At 72.2% G+C, this 17,997-nt stretch carries 16 protein-coding genes; 15 read left to right on the forward strand and 1 reads right to left on the reverse strand.

The window, feature by feature from the left end; translation table 11 throughout:
- Positions 1-95 precede the first annotated feature (95 nt).
- From mltG to nusB, 9 genes are all read left to right on the forward strand, one after another.
- Positions 96-1,835, forward strand: coding sequence for an endolytic transglycosylase MltG (gene mltG / locus OG937_34425; GenBank protein WUD76424.1), 1,740 nt, complete (start codon positions 96-98; stop codon positions 1,833-1,835).
- Between the two features lie 203 nt (positions 1,836-2,038).
- Positions 2,039-2,872, forward strand: a complete 834-nt coding sequence (locus tag OG937_34430) for a shikimate dehydrogenase (GenBank protein WUD76425.1) — start codon at positions 2,039-2,041, stop codon at positions 2,870-2,872.
- 141 nt (positions 2,873-3,013) lie between these two features.
- Complete coding sequence (gene aroC / locus OG937_34435) at positions 3,014-4,198, forward strand: chorismate synthase (GenBank protein ID WUD76426.1); 1,185 nt, start codon at positions 3,014-3,016, stop codon at positions 4,196-4,198.
- On the forward strand, positions 4,195-4,710 hold the full coding sequence (locus OG937_34440) for a shikimate kinase (protein ID WUD76427.1): 516 nt from the start codon (positions 4,195-4,197) through the stop codon (positions 4,708-4,710). Before aroC ends, OG937_34440 begins: the two co-directional genes overlap by 4 nt.
- Entirely contained in the window at positions 4,707-5,810 is a 1,104-nt protein-coding gene (aroB, locus tag OG937_34445; protein ID WUD76428.1) for a 3-dehydroquinate synthase, read from the forward strand. Before OG937_34440 ends, aroB begins: the two co-directional genes overlap by 4 nt.
- Before the next feature lie 135 nt (positions 5,811-5,945).
- On the forward strand, positions 5,946-6,695 hold the full coding sequence (locus OG937_34450) for an ATP-binding protein (GenBank protein WUD76429.1): 750 nt from the start codon (positions 5,946-5,948) through the stop codon (positions 6,693-6,695).
- Between the two features lie 68 nt (positions 6,696-6,763).
- Positions 6,764-7,873: an aminopeptidase P family protein gene (locus OG937_34455; protein WUD76430.1), complete on the forward strand. Its 1,110-nt coding sequence runs from the start codon at positions 6,764-6,766 to the stop codon at positions 7,871-7,873.
- Positions 7,874-7,927: 54 nt separating this feature from the next.
- Entirely contained in the window at positions 7,928-8,494 is a 567-nt protein-coding gene (gene efp, locus OG937_34460) for an elongation factor P (protein WUD76431.1), read from the forward strand.
- Positions 8,495-8,496: 2 nt separating this feature from the next.
- Positions 8,497-8,925 (forward strand): transcription antitermination factor NusB, encoded by a 429-nt coding sequence (gene nusB / locus OG937_34465; protein ID WUD76432.1) that lies wholly within the window; start codon positions 8,497-8,499, stop codon positions 8,923-8,925.
- Between the two features lie 226 nt (positions 8,926-9,151).
- On the opposite strand, the gene OG937_34470 is transcribed toward nusB, so the two are convergent.
- Positions 9,152-9,652, reverse strand: coding sequence for a transcriptional regulator (locus OG937_34470; protein ID WUD76433.1), 501 nt, complete (start codon positions 9,650-9,652; stop codon positions 9,152-9,154).
- Between the two features lie 298 nt (positions 9,653-9,950).
- Here OG937_34470 and pyrR point away from each other — a divergent pair, with 298 nt between their 5' ends.
- The 6 genes from pyrR to carB all read left to right on the forward strand — a co-directional run bounded on the left by pyrR (position 9,951) and on the right by carB (position 17,924).
- Positions 9,951-10,523 carry a bifunctional pyr operon transcriptional regulator/uracil phosphoribosyltransferase PyrR gene (gene pyrR / locus OG937_34475; protein ID WUD76434.1) on the forward strand — a complete coding sequence of 191 codons (573 nt, stop codon included), beginning with the start codon at positions 9,951-9,953 and terminating at the stop codon, positions 10,521-10,523.
- Positions 10,524-10,645: 122 nt separating this feature from the next.
- Positions 10,646-11,629 (forward strand): aspartate carbamoyltransferase catalytic subunit, encoded by a 984-nt coding sequence (locus tag OG937_34480; protein WUD76435.1) that lies wholly within the window; start codon positions 10,646-10,648, stop codon positions 11,627-11,629.
- Positions 11,626-12,924, forward strand: a complete 1,299-nt coding sequence (locus OG937_34485) for a dihydroorotase (protein ID WUD76436.1) — start codon at positions 11,626-11,628, stop codon at positions 12,922-12,924. Before OG937_34480 ends, OG937_34485 begins: the two co-directional genes overlap by 4 nt.
- On the forward strand, positions 12,921-13,484 hold the full coding sequence (locus tag OG937_34490) for a hypothetical protein (protein WUD76437.1): 564 nt from the start codon (positions 12,921-12,923) through the stop codon (positions 13,482-13,484). Before OG937_34485 ends, OG937_34490 begins: the two co-directional genes overlap by 4 nt.
- Positions 13,481-14,620 (forward strand): glutamine-hydrolyzing carbamoyl-phosphate synthase small subunit, encoded by a 1,140-nt coding sequence (gene carA / locus OG937_34495; GenBank protein WUD76438.1) that lies wholly within the window; start codon positions 13,481-13,483, stop codon positions 14,618-14,620. The genes OG937_34490 and carA overlap by 4 nt, the downstream gene beginning before the upstream one ends.
- Entirely contained in the window at positions 14,613-17,924 is a 3,312-nt protein-coding gene (gene carB, locus OG937_34500) for a carbamoyl-phosphate synthase large subunit (GenBank protein WUD76439.1), read from the forward strand. Before carA ends, carB begins: the two co-directional genes overlap by 8 nt.
- Positions 17,925-17,997: the final 73 nt, after the last annotated feature.

Here is a 17,997-nt window from a genome sequence, read left to right on the forward strand (position 1 = left end):
AGCTCGATCCGTGGGTGCCGACGGGTCGGGACCCTCCCGCCCGCGCCACAAGCGCCGGCCGGCTGCCGCCTCGCGAACCGAACCGTAGGGGATCGATGACTGACTATGGCCGGAGCCCGGGCTCCGAAGCATGGCACCCCGAAGACCCTCTCTTCGGTGACCAATGGGGACAGCAGCAGCCGCAGCAACACCAGCACCAGCAGCAACAGCAGTATTCCCAGTACCAGCAGCAACATCAGCACCCGCAGAACCACCAGCAACATCAGCACCCTCAGAACCACCAGCACCCGCAGAACCAGCAGCAGCACCACCCTCAGTACCCGCAGCAGGGCGGCTGGGACCCCTACGGTGACACCGGTCAGCAGCAGCAGTACGCGTACGACCCGCAGCAGCAGTACGACTCCTGGGGCGCCCCGGCCGGCTACGGCCAGGACGGGTACGGCGGCCAGCAGCAGCCCGACTACTACGGGCAGGGCGGCTACCCGCCCCCGCAGCGGCCCGACCAGCGCTACCCGGAACAGCAGCCCCAGTACCAGCAGCAGCCTCAGCAACAGCAGCCTCAGCCGCAACCGCAGCAGCGGCCACAGCGCCCCCGGCCGGCCGAGCAGGAAGCCCCGCTCTGGGACGACGAGGTGGGCGCCGCCGACGACCACTCCTTCTTCTCCGGCGCGGACGACGACGAGGACGACGAGCCGCAGCCGGGCCGCAACGACCGGCGCGGCCGCGCGGGCAGGGGCGGCAAGACCGGGCAGGGCGGCAAGAAGCGCCGCTCCGGCATGGCGTGCCTGGTCGTGCTGGTCGTCCTCGGCGGCGGCATCGCCGGGGCCGGCTGGTTCGGCTACCGCTACTACCAGAGCAACTTCGGCCCGCCCCCGGACTTCGCGGGGCAGGGCAGCGGCGAGGTCCAGGTCGAGGTACCGCAGGGCGCGAGCGGCATCCAGATCGGCAACATCCTCAAGAAGGCCGGCGTGGTCAAGAGCGTCGACGCCTTCACGGCGGCCGTCAGCAAGGACCCGAAGGGCAACTCCATCCAGGCGGGCGTCTACGTCCTCCACAAGGAGATGGCCGCGTCCAGCGCCGTCACGATGATGCTCGACCCGAAGTCGCAGAACGTCCTGGTCATCGCCGAGGGCCTGCGCGACGTGCAGATCTACGCGATCATCGACGCCAAACTGGGGCTCGACAAGGGCGCCACCGCCAAGGTCGCCGAGGACCAGGTCGGCAAGCTCGGGCTGCCCGACTGGGCGGACGACAACAAGGACATCAAGGATCCGCTGGAGGGCTTCCTCTGGCCGAGCCGCTACAGCGTCGGCAAGGACACCAAGCCCGCCGACCTGCTGCGCAGCATGGTCACCAACGCCAAGAAGCAGTACACCAAGTACGACGTGGAGGCGAAGGCCGAGAAGCTGGGGCTGGAGTCACCGCTGCAGGTCGTCACCCTGGCCAGCCTGGTGCAGGCCGAGGGCAAGTCGGACGAGGACTTCCGGAAGATGTCGCGGGTCGTCTACAACCGCCTCAAGCCGACCAACACCGAGACCAACGGCAAGCTCGAGTTCGACTCGACGTACAACTACCTGAAGAACCAGAGCGAGATCAACCTCTCGCTCAAGGAGCTCCGTACCTACGACGACGCCTACAACACGTACTACTACCGGGGGCTCCCGCCGGGGCCGATCGGCAACCCCGGCGCGAAGGCGCTGGCCGCGGCCATGGATCCCGAACCGGGCAAGTGGTACTACTTCATCTCCCTCGACGGGCACACGACCAAGTTCACGGAGACACTCGCGGAGCACGACAAGCTCGCCAGGGAGTTCGACAAGAAGCACAACGGCTGAGCCGCCGCCGGGGCGCCGCACGGGGAACGTCCCCCGTGCGGCGCCCCGCTGCCGTCCCGAGCGCCGCCCGGACCGGGCGGATCTTGAGGCCCTAGACTCGACCGGGCGTCCCCGCCGCCGGCCGGACAGGGGCGGCCCGGATCGACGGACACCACGCAGCCGAGGGGACCAGCCCATGACGAAGAGCCCGCGGGGGGCCGTGCGTGCCTAGGGCAGCGGTCCTCGGATCGCCGATCACGCACTCCCTCTCCCCGGTACTGCACCGCGCCGCCTACGCGGAACTGGGGCTGGCCGACTGGACGTACGACCGCTTCGAGGTCGACGAGGCCGCGCTGCCCGGTTTCCTGGCCCGGCTGGGCGAGCCGCCCGGCGGCGGACGCTGGGCCGGGCTGTCGCTGACCATGCCGCTCAAGCGGGCGGTCATCCCGCTGCTGGACGAGGTCAGCGACACCGCCTCGGCCGTCGAGGCCGTCAACACGCTGGTGCTCACCGAGGACGGACGCCGGCTGGGCGACAACACCGACATCCCCGGGATGGTGGCGGCCCTGCGCGAGCGCGGCGTCGGACGCGTCGGCTCCGCCGCCGTGCTCGGCGCCGGGGCGACCGCCTCGTCCGCGCTGGCCGCGCTGGCGCAGATCTGCGACGGCGAGGTCACCGCGTACGTGCGCAGCGACACCCGCGCGGGCGAGATGCGGCAGTGGGGCGAGCGCCTCGGCGTGGCCGTGCGGACGGCCACCTGGGAGGACGCCGCCGAGGCCTTGGCCGCGCCCCTGGTGATCTCCACGACGCCGGCCGGCACCGCCGACGCGCTCGCCGCCGCCGTGCCGGAGCGGCCCGGCACGCTCTTCGACGTCCTGTACGACCCCTGGCCCACCACCCTGGCGTCGGCCTGGGCGGAGCGGGGAGGGGCCGTCGTCGGCGGACTCGACCTGCTGGTGCACCAGGCGGCGCTGCAGGTGGAGCTGATGACCGGCTGCAAGCCGGCCCCCCTGGCGGCCATGCGGGCGGCCGGCGAGGCGGCGCTGCACCACCCCTGACCGGTCCGGAGGTGTCCACGGCGCTGTCCGCCCAGCGGACCGCGCCCCGCCCTCGCCGCCGGACGTGAAAGGATCGGTTTACGCACGGATGGTCCGGTCCGCCTCGCCGCGGTCCGGGCGATGATGAAGGAGCGAGCACCGTTGAGCAGGTTGCGCTGGCTGACCGCGGGGGAGTCGCACGGCCCCGCACTCGTCGCGACGCTGGAGGGCTTGCCCTCCGGTGTGCCGATCACCACCGAGATGGTGGCGGACCACCTCGCGCGGCGGCGGCTCGGCTATGGCCGCGGTGCCCGTATGAAGTTCGAGCAGGACCAGATCACCTTCCTCGGCGGCGTGCGCCACGGGCTCACCATGGGCTCCCCGGTCGCGATCATGGTGGGGAACACCGAGTGGCCCAAGTGGGAGCAGGTCATGGCGGCCGATCCGGTGGACCCCGAGGTCCTCGCCGGGCTCGCGCGCAACGCCCCGCTGACCCGGCCGCGCCCCGGCCACGCCGACCTCGCGGGCATGCAGAAGTACGGCTTCGACGAGGCCCGGCCGATCCTGGAGCGCGCCTCCGCCCGCGAGACCGCGGCCCGGGTCGCGCTCGGCGCCGTGGCCCGCTCCTACCTCAAGGAGACGGCGGGCATCGAGATCGTCTCCCACGTGGTGGAGCTCGCCGCGGCCAAGGCCCCGTACGGGGTCTACCCCACCCCCGCCGACGTCGACAGGCTCGACGCCGACCCCGTGCGCTGCCTCGACGCGGACGCGAGCAAGCGGATGGTCGCCGAGATCGACCAGGCCCACAAGGACGGCGACACGCTCGGCGGCGTCGTCGAGGTGCTCGCCTACGGCGTGCCCGTCGGCCTCGGCAGTCACGTGCACTGGGACCGCCGGCTGGACGCCCGGCTGGCCGCCGCCCTCATGGGCATCCAGGCCATCAAGGGCGTCGAGGTCGGCGACGGCTTCGAACTCGCCCGCGTCCCCGGCTCCAAGGCACACGACGAGATCGTCGCCACCCAGGACGGCATCCGCCGCTCCACGGGCCGTTCCGGCGGCACCGAGGGCGGCCTGAGCACCGGCGAGCTGCTGCGGGTGCGCGCCGCGATGAAGCCCATCGCCACCGTGCCGCGTGCCCTGGCCACCGTGGACGTGACCACCGGCGAGGCCACCCAGGCCCACCACCAGCGTTCCGACGTCTGCGCCGTCCCGGCCGCGGGCATCGTCGCCGAGGCGATGGTCGCCCTGGTCCTGGCCGACGCGGTCGCGGAGAAGTTCGGCGGCGACAGCGTCACCGAGACCCGTCGCAACGTGCGCGGCTACCTCGACAACCTGGTGATCCGATGAGCGGCCCGGTCGTCGTCCTGATCGGCCCGATGGGGGTCGGCAAGAGCACCGTCGGCGAGCTGATCGCCCTGCGGCTGGGCACGACCTGCCGCGACACCGACGCCGACATCGTCGAGGCCGAGGGCCGGCCGATCGCGGACATCTTCGTCGAGGACGGCGAGGAGCACTTCCGCGCGCTGGAGGCCGGGGCCGTCCGCGTCGCGCTCGCCGAGCACCGGGGCGTGCTCGCGCTCGGCGGCGGCTCGATCCTCGACGAGGACACCCGCAAGCTGCTCGCCGGGCTGCCCGTGGTCTTCCTCGACATGGACGTCGCCGAGGCGGTCAAGCGCGTCGGCCTCGACACCGCCCGCCCGCTGCTCGCCGTCAACCCGCGGCGGCAGTGGCGCGAGCTGATGGAGGCCCGCCGCCCGCTGTACACCGAGGTCGCCCGCGCCGTGGTCAGCACGGAGGGCCGGACCCCCGAGGACGTCGCGGACGCCGTCCTGGACGCACTGGAGCTGAAGAACGCATGACGGAGCACGCCGCCCACGCCCCCATCCGCATCCAGGTCGGGGGCAGTGCGGGCACCGAGCCCTACGAGGTGCTGGTCGGCCGGCAGCTGCTCGGCGAGTTGCCGGGCCTGATCGGCGACAAGGCGGTGCGGGTCGCCGTCATCCACCCCGAGGCCCTGGAGGCCACCGGCCAGGCGCTGCGCGAGGACCTGGCGGAGCAGGGCTACGAGGCCGTCGCCATCCAGGTGCCCAACGCCGAGGAGGCCAAGACCACCGAGGTCGCGGCGTACTGCTGGCGGGCGCTCGGGCAGTCGGGATTCACCCGTACGGATGTCATCGTCGGCGTCGGCGGCGGTGCCACCACCGACCTCGCCGGGTTCGTCGCGGCGACGTGGCTGCGCGGGGTCCGCTGGGTCGCCGTGCCGACCACCGTACTCGGCATGGTGGACGCCGCGGTGGGCGGCAAGACCGGCATCAACACCGCCGAGGGCAAGAACCTCGTCGGCGCCTTCCACCCGCCCGCCGGGGTGCTCTGCGACCTCGCGGCGCTGGAGTCGCTGCCGGTCAACGACTACGTCAGCGGTCTCGCCGAGATCATCAAGGCCGGCTTCATCGCCGACCCCGTGATCCTGGACCTGATCGAGCAGGACCCGGCCGCCGCCCGCGGCCCCGAGGGCCCGCACACCGCCGAGCTCCTCGAACGCGCCATCCGCGTCAAGGCCGAGGTGGTCTCCGCGGACCTCAAGGAGTCGGGCCTGCGCGAGATCCTCAACTACGGCCACACCCTCGGCCACGCCATCGAGAAGAACGAGCGCTACAACTGGCGGCACGGCGCCGCGGTCTCCATCGGCATGGTGTTCGCCGCCGAACTCGGCCGCCTGGCCGGGCGTCTGGACGACGCCACCGCCGACCGCCACCGTTCCGTGCTGGGGTCCGTCGGCCTGCCGCTGACCTACCGCGGCGACCAGTGGCCGCGGCTGCTGGAGACGATGAAGGTGGACAAGAAGTCGCGCGCCGACCGGCTGCGCTTCATCGTGCTGGACGGCCTCGCCAAGCCGACCGTCCTGGAGGCCCCCGACCCCGGGGTGCTCCTCGCCGCCTACGCGGAGATCTCCGCGTAGGCCCGCACGCGCACGGGACGGTGGATCCCGAACGGCCGGGCACCCCGTGGGCTGCCCGGCCGTTCACACAACTGCGGCCGTTGACGGTACCGTTCGGTCGAACCTGAAAGCTCTTGTACGGACGGAGTGGCCTCGATGCAGCATGCCGTGGGTGCGCCGCTGCCACCGCCGCACGGTGGGCAGCAGGCCGGGCAGCCAGGGCCGCCGCCGCAGCCCCCCGGCACCACCGGCCACTTCCCGATGGCCCAGGGTGCCCCCGTCCAGCACCCGGTCCCGCCGCCCCCGCAGCCCGCCGCCGGCGGCGGGGCGCCGTTCACGGGCACCACGCACGGCCCCGTCGCGGTCCTGCTGATCGGCGCGGCCGGCGCGGGCAAGACGACCATCGCCCGGCACTGGGCCGATCACCGGGGCGTACCGACCGCCCACATCAGCCTGGACGACGTCCGCGAGTGGGTCCGCTCCGGCTTCGCCGACCCGCAGTCCGGCTGGAACGACCACTCCGAGGCGCAGTACCGCCTCGCCCGCCGCACCTGCGGCTTCGCTGCCCGCAACTTCCTGGCGAACGGCATCTCCTGCATCATCGACGACGCGGTCTTCCCCGACCGCCCGGTCGTCGGCCTCGGCGGCTGGAAGCGGCACGTGGGGCCCGGTCTGCTGCCCGTCGTCCTCCTCCCCGGCCTCGACATCGTGCTGGCCCGCAACGCCCAGCGCAGCGGCAACCGGCGCCTGTCGGACGAGGAGGTCGCCCGCATCCACGGGCGCATGGCCGGCTGGTACGGCTCGGGGCTGCCCATCATCGACAACTCCCACCTCGACGTCGCCGCGGCCGCCGCCGCGCTCGACGGCGTCGTCACCCGCAGCCTCCAGGGCCCGCCCGCCTGGTAGCCGCCTGGTAGTCACCGCCCGGCGGCTCTCGACAGGCCGACCGGCGGCCCGCGACGTACGCTCGCCACATGTCCGAGGTGCACGCTGCCCGCAGGGAACGCCTCCGGGACCGCTGCGCGGCGGCCGGATCGGCGGCGGCGCTCGTCTCCCGTCCCGCCAACGTCCGCTACCTGACGGGCTGCGCCCCGCCGGGGACCGTGCTGCTCGTGGGGCCGGGTCCCGAGGACGTGCTGGTCCACCACCGCCACCCGTCCGGCGACCTGGCCGAGGGCCGGCTCCCGGACGACGTGCGGGCCGTCGTCCTGTCCGGCCCCGACGGCGACCCGGCGGTCACCGCCGCCGCGCTGGCCGCGGACCGCAAGGCGGAGGCCCTGGCGGTCGAGGAGCACCACCTCACCGTCGCGCGGCACCGCGCCGTCGGCAGCGCCGCGCCGGGCGTACGCCTCTCCGACCTCGGCTCGGCCGTGGAGCAGCTCCGCCTGGTCAAGGACGAGCAGGAGATCTCCGCGCTGCGGATCGCCGCCGAGATCGCCGACCAGGCGCTCAGCGAGCTCCTGGAGTCGATCCTGGTGGGCCGCACCGAACGCCACCTCGCCCTGGAGCTGGAGCGCCGCCTCATCGACCACGGCGCCGACGGCCCGGCCTTCCCCACCTGCGTGGGCACCGGCCCCCATTCGGGCGCGGCGCGCCATCTGCCCACCGACCGGCGGGTCGAGGAGGGCGACTTCCTCACCGTGTGCCTGGGCGCCTGCTACCGCGGCTACCGCTGTGAGGTGGGGCGCACCTTCGTCATCGGCACCTCGCCCGCGGACTGGCAGATCGAGCTGTACGACCTGGTCTTCGCGGCCCAGCGGGCCGGTCGTGAGGCCCTCGCACCAGGCGCCGCCTGCCGCGACGTGGACCACGCGGCACGCCACGTACTGGAGTCCGGCGGCCACGGCGAGGCCCTGGGGGAGTCCACCGGACACGGCGTCGGACTGGAGATCGGCGAGGACCCGCGGTTGTCCCCCTCGGCCATGGGTAAACTGGACGCTTGCGTGCCGGTCACCGTCGAACCGGGAGTCCACATCCCGGGCCGTGGCGGTGTCCGCATCGACGACACACTCGTCGTGCGTCCACCGACGGACGGCGGGCCCGAGCTACTCACCATCACGACCAAGGAGCTGCTCGCCCTGTAGAGGGCGGCCGCGGCTCCGGGTCCCCGAAGCAGCAGTGCAGGAGATTCCGCAACCGTGGCCACCACGAACGACCTCAAGAACGGCCTCGTGCTCAAGCTCGACGGCGGCCAGCTCTGGTCCGTCGTCGAGTTCCAGCACGTCAAGCCCGGCAAGGGCCCCGCCTTCGTCCGTACGAAGCTCAAGAACGTGCTCTCCGGAAAGGTCGTCGACAAGACCTTCAACGCCGGCGTGAAGGTCGAGACGGCCAACGTCGACAAGCGCGGGATGCAGTTCTCCTACAAGGACGGCGAGAGCTTCGTGTTCATGGACATGGACACGTACGACCAGGTCTACATCACCCCCGAGGTCGTCGGCGACGCCGCCCACTTCCTCCTGGAGGGCTTCGAGGCCGTCGTCGCCATGTACGAGGGCTCCCCGCTCTACATCGAGCTCCCGGCCGCCGTCGAGCTGGTCATCGAGTACACCGAGCCCGGCGTCCAGGGCGACCGCTCCACCGGTGGCACCAAGCCCGCCAAGCTGGAGACCGGCTACGAGATCGGCGTCCCGCTCTTCATCACCACCGGTGAGAAGATCAAGGTCGACACCCGCTCGGGTGAGTACCTCGGCCGGGTGACCAGCTAACCGTGGCCGCTCGTAACAAGGCCCGCAAGCGCGCCTTCCAGATCCTCTTCGAGGCGGAGCAGCGGGGTGTCAGCCCCAAGACCGCCATGGCGGACTGGATCAGGCTCGCCCGGACCGACGACCGGCAGCCGCCGGTCAGCGAATACACGATGCAGCTCATCGAGGGCTACGCCGAACGGGCGAGGCGCATCGACGAACTGCTGTCGAAGCACGCCGTGGGCTGGACCCTCGACCGGATGCCGGTGACCGACCGGAACATCCTGCGGCTCGGCGCCTACGAGCTGATCTGGGAGGACGACGTCCCCGACGCCGTCGTCCTGGACGAGGCCGTGCAGCTGGCCAAGGAGTTCTCCACGGAGGAGTCGCCCTCGTTCGTGAACGGCCTGCTGGCCCGTCTCAAGGAGCTGAAGCCCAGCCTCCGGGACGACTAGCCCCCGACACCGCCCACCGGGCCCGGAACGCCGCGCGTTCCGGGCCCGTGGCGTGTCCGGCCGGCGCGTGGCGCGCCGCGCCGGGGCGGGCGACGGGGCGGCAAACACAACCGCCCCTCAGACGCGGCCTGGCGGCCGCGCCCAAGGGGCGGCAAACACAACCGCCCCTCAGACGCGGCCTGGCGGCCGCGCCCAAGGGGCGGGACGTTTCTGCTTCCCGAGGGCGTCAGCCCTCCTCGTGCTGCACCGCGCGCCGTGCGTCCGCGTCGAGGACGCCCCAGCTGATCAGCTGCTCGGTCAGGACCGAGGGCGACTGGTCGTAGATGACGGCGAGGGTGCGCAGGTCGTCCTGGCGGATCGACAGCACCTTGCCGTTGTAGTCGCCGCGCTGGCTCTGGATGGTCGCGGCGTAGCGCTGCAGCGGACCGGCCTTGTCGGACGGCACCTGGCTCAGTCGCTCGAGGTCGAGGACGAGCTTCGGCGGCGGCTCGGCGGCACCGCCGGGCGCGGAACCGGGCAGCAGCTCCTGGACCGGAACGCCGTAGAAGTCGGCGAGTTCGGCGAGGCGCTGCACGGTCACGGCGCGGTCGCCGCGCTCGTAGGAACCGACCACCACGGCCTTCCAGCGGCCCTGGGACTTCTCCTCGACACCGTGGAGGGAGAGTCCCTGCTGTGTGCGGATGGCGCGGAGCTTCGCTCCGAGCTGCTTGGCGTAATCGCTGGACATATGGCTCCCCGGACGGAAACTCAGTAACTCACTGTGAGGTTACGCAGCGTAATTGGAATCCGTCAAGCCGAATGGTCCACACCGGTCCCCCGGAAGAGCGAGGAATGGCCGGTCACCGGCCTTTCGGCCGGGATCCGCAGTCGATCGTGGTACGGGTGGCGGACCCGCCCCGAGAGCCGCGCCAGGCGGCCGCCAGGCCCCGCCAGGGAGCACGCCAGGGTGCCTGATACGGTTGACCCGTACGTTTTGGCGTCCTTTAAGGCCCGTCCAGTGAGGCGGGGAAGGAGGTCCCTTTTCCATGACCGTCATCGGTTCCGATCCGGTCCGGCCCGTCCTCGAGGCCCCGGACATCGCGCGGGTGCTGACCCGCATCGCGCACGAGATCGTCGAACGCGCCAAGGGCGCGGACGACGTGGTTCTCCTCGGCATCCCCACCCGCGGGGTCCATCTGGCCCGCAGGCTCGCCGACAAGCTCGACGTCATCACCGGCGGCAAGGTCCCGGTCGGCTCGCTCGACATCACCATGTACCGCGACGACCTGCGGCTCGGCCCGCCGCGTGCGCTCGCCCGCACCGAGATCCCGGCCGACGGGGTGGACGGCCGGCTGGTCGTCCTCGTCGACGACGTGCTCTTCTCCGGCCGCACGATCCGCGCCGCCCTCGACGCGCTGGGCGACATCGGCCGCCCCCGCGCCGTGCAGCTGGCCGTCCTGGTCGACCGCGGCCACCGCGAGCTGCCCATCAGGGCCGACTACGTCGGCAAGAACATCCCCACCTCGCTGCGCGAGACCGTCAAGGTCCACCTGACCGAGGAGGACGGGCGCGACTGCGTCCTGCTCGGCGTACGCGACGGCTCCCCGGCGGACGAGTAGCGCGGGCCCGCCCCGGCTCCCGGGGCAGCGCCCCGCCCGCCCGTCCCCGCCCCCGGCCTGCCCGGGAGACGTGGCGTGCCGCCACCCAGTCCGCCCCCGCACGCATCCTCCGGAGTGACCCGATGAAGCGCCACCTGATCTCGGCCGCCGACCTCACCCGTGACGACGCCCTCCTCGTGCTCGACACGGCGGAGGAGATGGCCCGCGTCGCCGACCGCCCCATCAAGAAACTGCCGACCCTGCGCGGCCGCACGGTCGTCAACCTCTTCTTCGAGGACTCGACCCGCACCCGCATCTCCTTCGAGGCCGCCGCCAAGCGCCTGTCGGCCGACGTCATCAACTTCTCCGCCAAGGGCTCCTCGGTGTCCAAGGGCGAGTCCCTGAAGGACACCGCCCTCACCCTGGAGGCCATGGGCGCCGACGCCGTCGTCATCCGCCACCACATGTCCGGCGCCCCGCACCGGCTGGCGTACTCCAACTGGATCGGCGGCAGCGTCGTCAACGCCGGCGACGGCACCCACGAGCACCCCACGCAGGCCCTGCTCGACGCCTTCACCATGCGCCGCCACCTGTCCGGCCCCGGCCGCGACCTGGCGGGACGCCGCATCACCATCGTCGGCGACGTGCTGCACAGCCGGGTGGCCCGCTCCAACGTGCTGCTGCTGGGCACGCTCGGCGCCGAGGTCACCCTGGTGGCGCCGCCCACCCTGCTGCCGATCGGCGTCGAGAACTGGCCCTGCGAGGTCTCCTACGACCTGGACGCGGTGCTCGCCAAGTCCGACGCCGTCATGATGCTGCGCGTCCAGCGCGAGCGCATGAACGCCGCCTTCTTCCCCACCGAGCGCGAGTACTCCCGCCGCTACGGCCTCGACGGCCTGCGCATGGCCGCGCTGCCCGAGCACGCCGTCGTCATGCACCCCGGCCCGATGAACCGCGGCATGGAGATCACCGCCGAGGTCGCCGACTCGCCGCGCTGCACCGCGGTCGAGCAGGTGAAGAACGGCGTCAGCATCCGCATGGCCGTCCTGTACCTGCTGCTCGGCGGCGCCGAGCCCGCCGTCTCCGCCCCCGCCCCCGCCCGCACCGAGGAGAACAACCAAGCATGAGCGCGACCCCGAAGACGCTGATCCGCGGCGCGAGGATCCTCGGCGGAGAGCCGCAGGACGTCCTGATCGACGGCGAGACCATCGCCGAGGTCGGCCCGGACCTGACCGCCCCCGAGGGCGCCACGGTGGTCGAGGCCGGGGGCAAGGTCCTCCTGCCGGGTCTGGTCGACCTCCACACGCACCTGCGCGAGCCCGGTCGTGAGGACTCCGAGACCGTCCTCACCGGCACGCGGTCGGCCGCCGCGGGCGGCTACACCGCCGTCCACGCGATGGCCAACACCTTCCCCGTCGCCGACACCGCCGGCGTCGTCGAGCAGGTCTGGCGCCTCGGCCGCGAGCACGGCTACTGCGACGTCCAGCCGGTCGGCGCCGTCACCGTGGGCCTGGAGGGCAAGAAGCTCGCCGAGCTCGGCGCGATGGCCGACTCCGCCGCCGGTGTGCGGGTCTTCTCCGACGACGGCAAGTGCGTCGACGACGCCGTGATGATGCGCCGCGCCCTGGAGTACGTGAAGGCCTTCGACGGCGTCGTCGCCCAGCACGCCCAGGAGCCCCGGCTGACCGAGGGCGCCCAGATGAACGAGGGCCTCGTCTCCGGCGAGCTGGGTCTGACCGGCTGGCCGGCCGTCGCCGAGGAGTCGATCATCGCCCGTGACGTGCTGCTCGCCGCGCACGTCGGCTCCCGCGTGCACATCTGCCACCTGTCCACGGCCGGCTCGGTCGAGATCGTCCGCTGGGCCAAGTCCAAGGGCTGGGACGTCACCGCCGAGGTCACCCCGCACCACCTGCTCCTCACCGACGAGCTGGTGCGCACCTACAACCCGGTCTACAAGGTCAACCCGCCGCTGCGCACCGAGGCCGACGTCATGGCGCTGCGCGAGGCGCTCGCCGACGGCACGATCGACTGCGTCGCCACCGACCACGCCCCGCACCCGCACGAGGACAAGGACTGCGAGTGGGGCGCGGCGGCCATGGGCATGATCGGCCTGGAGACCGCGCTGTCGGTCGTCCAGCACGCCATGGTGGACACGGGCCTGCTCGACTGGGCCGGCGTCGCCGACCGGATGTCGTTCCGTCCCGCGGAGATCGGCCGGCTCTCCGGCCACGGACGGCCCGTCTCGGCTGGTGAGCCCGCGAACCTCACCCTGGTCGATCCGGCATACCGTGGTGTGGTGAATCCCGCGGGCTTCGCCTCCCGCAGCCGCAACACCCCGTACGAGGGTCTGGAGCTGCCGGGCCAGGTGTTCGCCACCTTCCTGCGGGGCAAGGCGACGGTCATGGACGGGAAGCTCTCGTGACACCTCTGGTACTCATCGCGGCGGAGGGGAAGCACTCCGCCGAGGTCACCGACTGGTCGGCCCGCATCGGCTGGGTCGTCGGGCTGCTGCTCTTCATCGCCCTCGTCTACTGGCTGATGCGCCAGGGCTGGAAGTGGCGCGGCACCCTCCAGAGCGACCTGCCCGCCCTCCCCACCGCCCCCGAGGAGCCCGGCGAGCCCCGGCTCACCCTGAGCGGCCGCTACCACGGCAGCACCACCGCCGGGCAGTGGCTGGACCGCATCGTCGCCCACGGCCTGGGCGTGCGCAGCCGGGTCGAGCTCACCCTCACCGACCGGGGGCTGGACGCCCGGCGCACCGGCGCGCCGAGCTTCTTCGTCCCGGCCGCGGACCTGCGCGGCGCACGCCTCGACAAGGGCATCGCCGGCAAGGTCCTCACCGAGGGCGGCCTGCTGGTGGTCACCTGGGCGCACGGCGACCGGCTGATCGACTCCGGCTTCCGCTCGGACCACGCCGCCGAGCACGCCGCGTGGGTCGAGGCCCTGAACACTCTCACGCACGACCAGGAAGGCGCACGATGACGACCTCCACCCAGCGGCCCGCGAGGGTCCCTGCCGTACTCGTCCTGGAGGACGGCCGCACCTTCCGCGGCCGCGCCTACGGGGCCGTGGGGGAGACCTTCGGCGAGGCCGTCTTCTCCACCGGCATGACCGGCTACCAGGAGACCCTGACGGACCCGTCGTACCACCGCCAGGTCGTCGTCATGACCGCCCCGCACGTCGGCAACACCGGCGTCAACGACGAGGACCCGGAGTCCTCCCGCATCTGGGTGGCCGGTTACGTCGTCCGCGACCCCGCCCGCGTACCGTCCAACTGGCGCTCCCGTCGGACCCTGGACGAGGAGCTGACCCGCCAGGGCGTCGTCGGCATCAGCGGCATCGACACCCGGGCCCTCACCCGGCACCTGCGCGAGCGCGGCGCGATGCGCGTCGGCATCTTCTCCGGCGACAAGGCGCAGACCGACGAGGCCGCGCTCCTGGCCGCGGTCCAGGCCAGCCCCCAGATGAAGGGCGCCGACCTGTCGGCCGAGGTCGCCACCAACGAGCCGTACGTCGTCCCGGCGGTCGGCGAGAAGAAGTTCACCGTCGCCGCGATCGACCTCGGCATCAAGGGGATGACCCCGCAGCGCATGGCCGAACGCGGCATCGAGGTGCACGTGCTGCCCGCCGGCGCCACCCTGGACGAGGTCTACGCGGTCAACCCCGACGGCGTGTTCCTCTCCAACGGCCCCGGCGACCCGGCCACCGCCGACCTGACCGTCATCCAGGGCGTCCTGGAGCGCAAGACCCCGCTGTTCGGCATCTGCTTCGGCAACCAGCTGCTCGGCCGCGCCGTCGGCTTCGGCACCTACAAGCTGAAGTACGGCCACCGCGGCATCAACCAGCCGGTGCAGGACCGTTCCACCGGCAAGGTCGAGGTCACCGCCCACAACCACGGCTTCGCCGTGGACGCGCCGCTCGACCAGGTCAGCGACACCGCGTACGGGCGGGTCGAGGTCTCCCACGTGTGCCTCAACGACAACGTGGTCGAGGGCCTGCGGCTGCTCGACACCCCCGCCTTCAGCGTCCAGTACCACCCCGAGGCCGCCGCGGGTCCGCACGACGCCGCGTACCTGTTCGACCGCTTCGTGAAGCTCATGGAGGGCCAGCGTGCCTAAGCGCACCGATATCCAGTCCGTCCTGGTCATCGGCTCCGGCCCGATCGTCATCGGCCAGGCCGCCGAGTTCGACTACTCCGGCACCCAGGCCTGCCGCGTCCTGCGCGCCGAGGGCCTGCGCGTGATCCTGGTCAACTCCAACCCGGCCACGATCATGACCGACCCGGAGATCGCCGACGCCACCTACGTCGAGCCGATCACCCCCGAGTTCGTCGAGAAGATCATCGCCAAGGAGCGCCCCGACGCGCTCCTGCCCACCCTGGGCGGCCAGACCGCGCTCAACACCGCGATCTCGCTCCACAAGGCGGGCGTCCTCGACAAGTACGGGGTCGAGCTGATCGGCGCCAACGTCGAGGCCATCAACAAGGGCGAGGACCGCGACCTGTTCAAGGACGTCGTCGCGGCCGTCCGCGCCAAGATCGGCCACGGCGAGTCCGCCCGGTCGGTCATCTGCCACACCATGGACGACGTCCTCGCCGGCGTCGACACCCTCGGCGGCTACCCCGTCGTCGTCCGTCCCTCCTTCACCATGGGCGGCGCCGGCTCCGGCTTCGCCCACGACGAGGAGGAGCTGCGCCGCATCGCCGGCCAGGGCCTGACGCTCTCCCCGACCACCGAGGTGCTCCTGGAGGAGTCCATCCTCGGCTGGAAGGAGTACGAGCTGGAGCTGATGCGCGACAAGCACGACAACGTCGTGGTCGTCTGCTCCATCGAGAACTTCGACCCCATGGGCGTGCACACCGGTGACTCCATCACCGTCGCGCCCGCGATGACGCTGACCGACCGCGAGTACCAGATCCTGCGCGACGTCGGCATCGCCGTCATCCGCGAGGTCGGCGTCGACACCGGCGGCTGCAACATCCAGTTCGCCGTCAACCCCGAGGACGGCCGGGTCATCGTCATCGAGATGAACCCGCGGGTCTCCCGCTCCTCGGCGCTCGCCTCCAAGGCGACCGGCTTCCCGATCGCCAAGATCGCCGCCAAGCTCGCCGTCGGCTACACCCTCGACGAGATCCCCAACGACATCACCGAGCAGACCCCGGCCTCCTTCGAGCCGACGCTCGACTACGTCGTCGTCAAGGTGCCGCGCTTCGCCTTCGAGAAGTTCCCCGTCGCCGACGCCACCCTCACCACCACCATGAAATCGGTCGGCGAGGCCATGGCCATCGGCCGCAACTTCCCCGAGGCGCTGCAGAAGGCGCTGCGCTCCCTGGAGAAGAAGGGCAGCCAGTTCGCCTTCACAGGCGACCCGGGTGACAAGGGCGAGCTGCTGCTCGCCGCCCGGCGCCCCACCGACGGCCGGATCAACACCGTCATGCAGGCGATCCGGGCCGGCGCCACCCCGCAGGAGGTCTTCGACGCCACGAAGATCGACCCCTGGTTCGTGGACCAGCTCTTCCTGATCAAGGAGATCGCCGACGAGCTCGCGGCTGCCGACAAGCTCGCCCCCGAGCTGCTCGCCGAGGCCAAGCGGTACGGCTTCTCCGACGTGCAGCTCGCCGCGATCCGGGGCCTGCGCGAGGACGTCGTCCGCGAGGTCCGGCACGCGCTGGGCGTCCGGCCGGTCTACAAGACGGTCGACACCTGCGCCGCCGAGTTCGCCGCCCGCACCCCGTACTTCTACTCGTCCTACGACGAGGAGAGCGAGGTCGCGCCGCGCGAGAAGCCCGCGGTGATCATCCTGGGGTCCGGTCCCAATCGCATCGGCCAGGGCATCGAGTTCGACTACTCGTGCGTCCACGCCTCCTTCGCGCTGAGCGACGCGGGCTACGAGACCGTCATGGTCAACTGCAACCCCGAGACCGTCTCCACCGACTACGACACCTCCGACCGGCTCTACTTCGAGCCGCTCACCCTGGAGGACGTGCTGGAGATCGTCCACGCCGAGCAGCAGGCCGGCCCCGTCGCGGGCGTCATCGTCCAGCTCGGCGGCCAGACCCCGCTCGGCCTGGCCCAGGCCCTGAAGGACAACGGCGTGCCGGTCGTCGGCACCTCGCCCGAGGCCATCCACCTCGCCGAGGACCGCGGCGCCTTCGGCCGCGTCCTGGACCGGGCGGGCCTGCCCGCCCCCAAGCACGGCACCGCCACCACCTTCGAGGAGGCCAAGGCCATCGCCGACGAGATCGGCTACCCGGTCCTGGTGCGGCCCTCGTACGTGCTCGGCGGCCGCGGCATGGAGATCGTCTACGACGAGACCCGCCTCGCCTCGTACATCGCCGAGTCCACCGAGATCGGCCCGGACCGCCCGGTGCTGGTCGACCGCTTCCTCGACGACGCCATCGAGATCGACGTCGACGCGCTCTACGACGGCCACGAGCTCTACCTCGGCGGCGTCATGGAGCACATCGAGGAGGCCGGCATCCACTCCGGCGACTCCGCGTGCGCCCTGCCCCCGATCACCCTCGGCGGCCACGACGTCAAGCGGCTGCGCGCCTCCACCGAGGCCATCGCCAAGGGCGTCGGCGTCCAGGGCCTGATCAACATCCAGTTCGCCCTGGCCGGGGACATCCTCTACGTGCTGGAGGCCAACCCGCGCGCCTCCCGCACCGTCCCCTTCACCTCCAAGGCGACGGCGGTCCCGCTGGCCAAGGCGGCCGCCCGCATCTCGCTCGGCGCCACCATCGCCGAGCTGCGCGCCGAGGGCCTCCTCCCGGCCCACGGCGACGGCGGCACCCTGCCGCTGGACGCGCCCATCTCCGTCAAGGAGGCCGTGCTGCCCTGGAGCCGCTTCCGCGACGTGCACGGCCGGGGCGTCGACACCATCCTCGGCCCGGAGATGCGCTCCACCGGCGAGGTCATGGGCATCGACTCGGTCTTCGGCACGGCGTACGCCAAGTCGCAGGCCGCCGCCTACGGTGCGCTGCCGACCAAGGGCCGCGCCTTCGTCTCGGTCGCCAACCGCGACAAGCGCGCGCTGATCTTCCCGGCCCGGGCGCTGGTCGAGCACGGCTTCGAGCTGCTGGCCACCTCCGGCACCGCCGAGGTGCTCAAGCGCAACGGCATCGAGGCCACCGTGGTGCGCAAGAAGAGCGAGGGCACCGGCCCCAACGGCGAGCCGACCATCATCGAGCTCATCCACGAGGGCGCCATCGACCTCATCGTCAACACCCCGTTCGGCACCGGCGGCCGCCTCGACGGCTACGACATCCGCACCGCGGCCGTCGCCCGCGGCGTCCCGTGCCTGACGACGGTGCAGGCGCTTGCCGCCGCCGTCCAGGGCGTCGACGCGCTCAACCGGGGCGACGTCGGGGTCCGCTCCCTCCAGGAACACGCGGAGCACCTGACCGCCGCCCGCGAGGCGTAGGCCCGGGAGGGGGACACCGATCCGGTGTCCCCCTCTCCACGAGCCCCCGCGCCCTGCCCCCGTGGCCCGCGGC

Origin of the sequence: Streptomyces sp. NBC_00510, from assembly GCA_036013505.1 — a bacterium.
Taxonomy (GTDB): Bacteria; Actinomycetota; Actinomycetes; order Streptomycetales; family Streptomycetaceae; genus Actinacidiphila.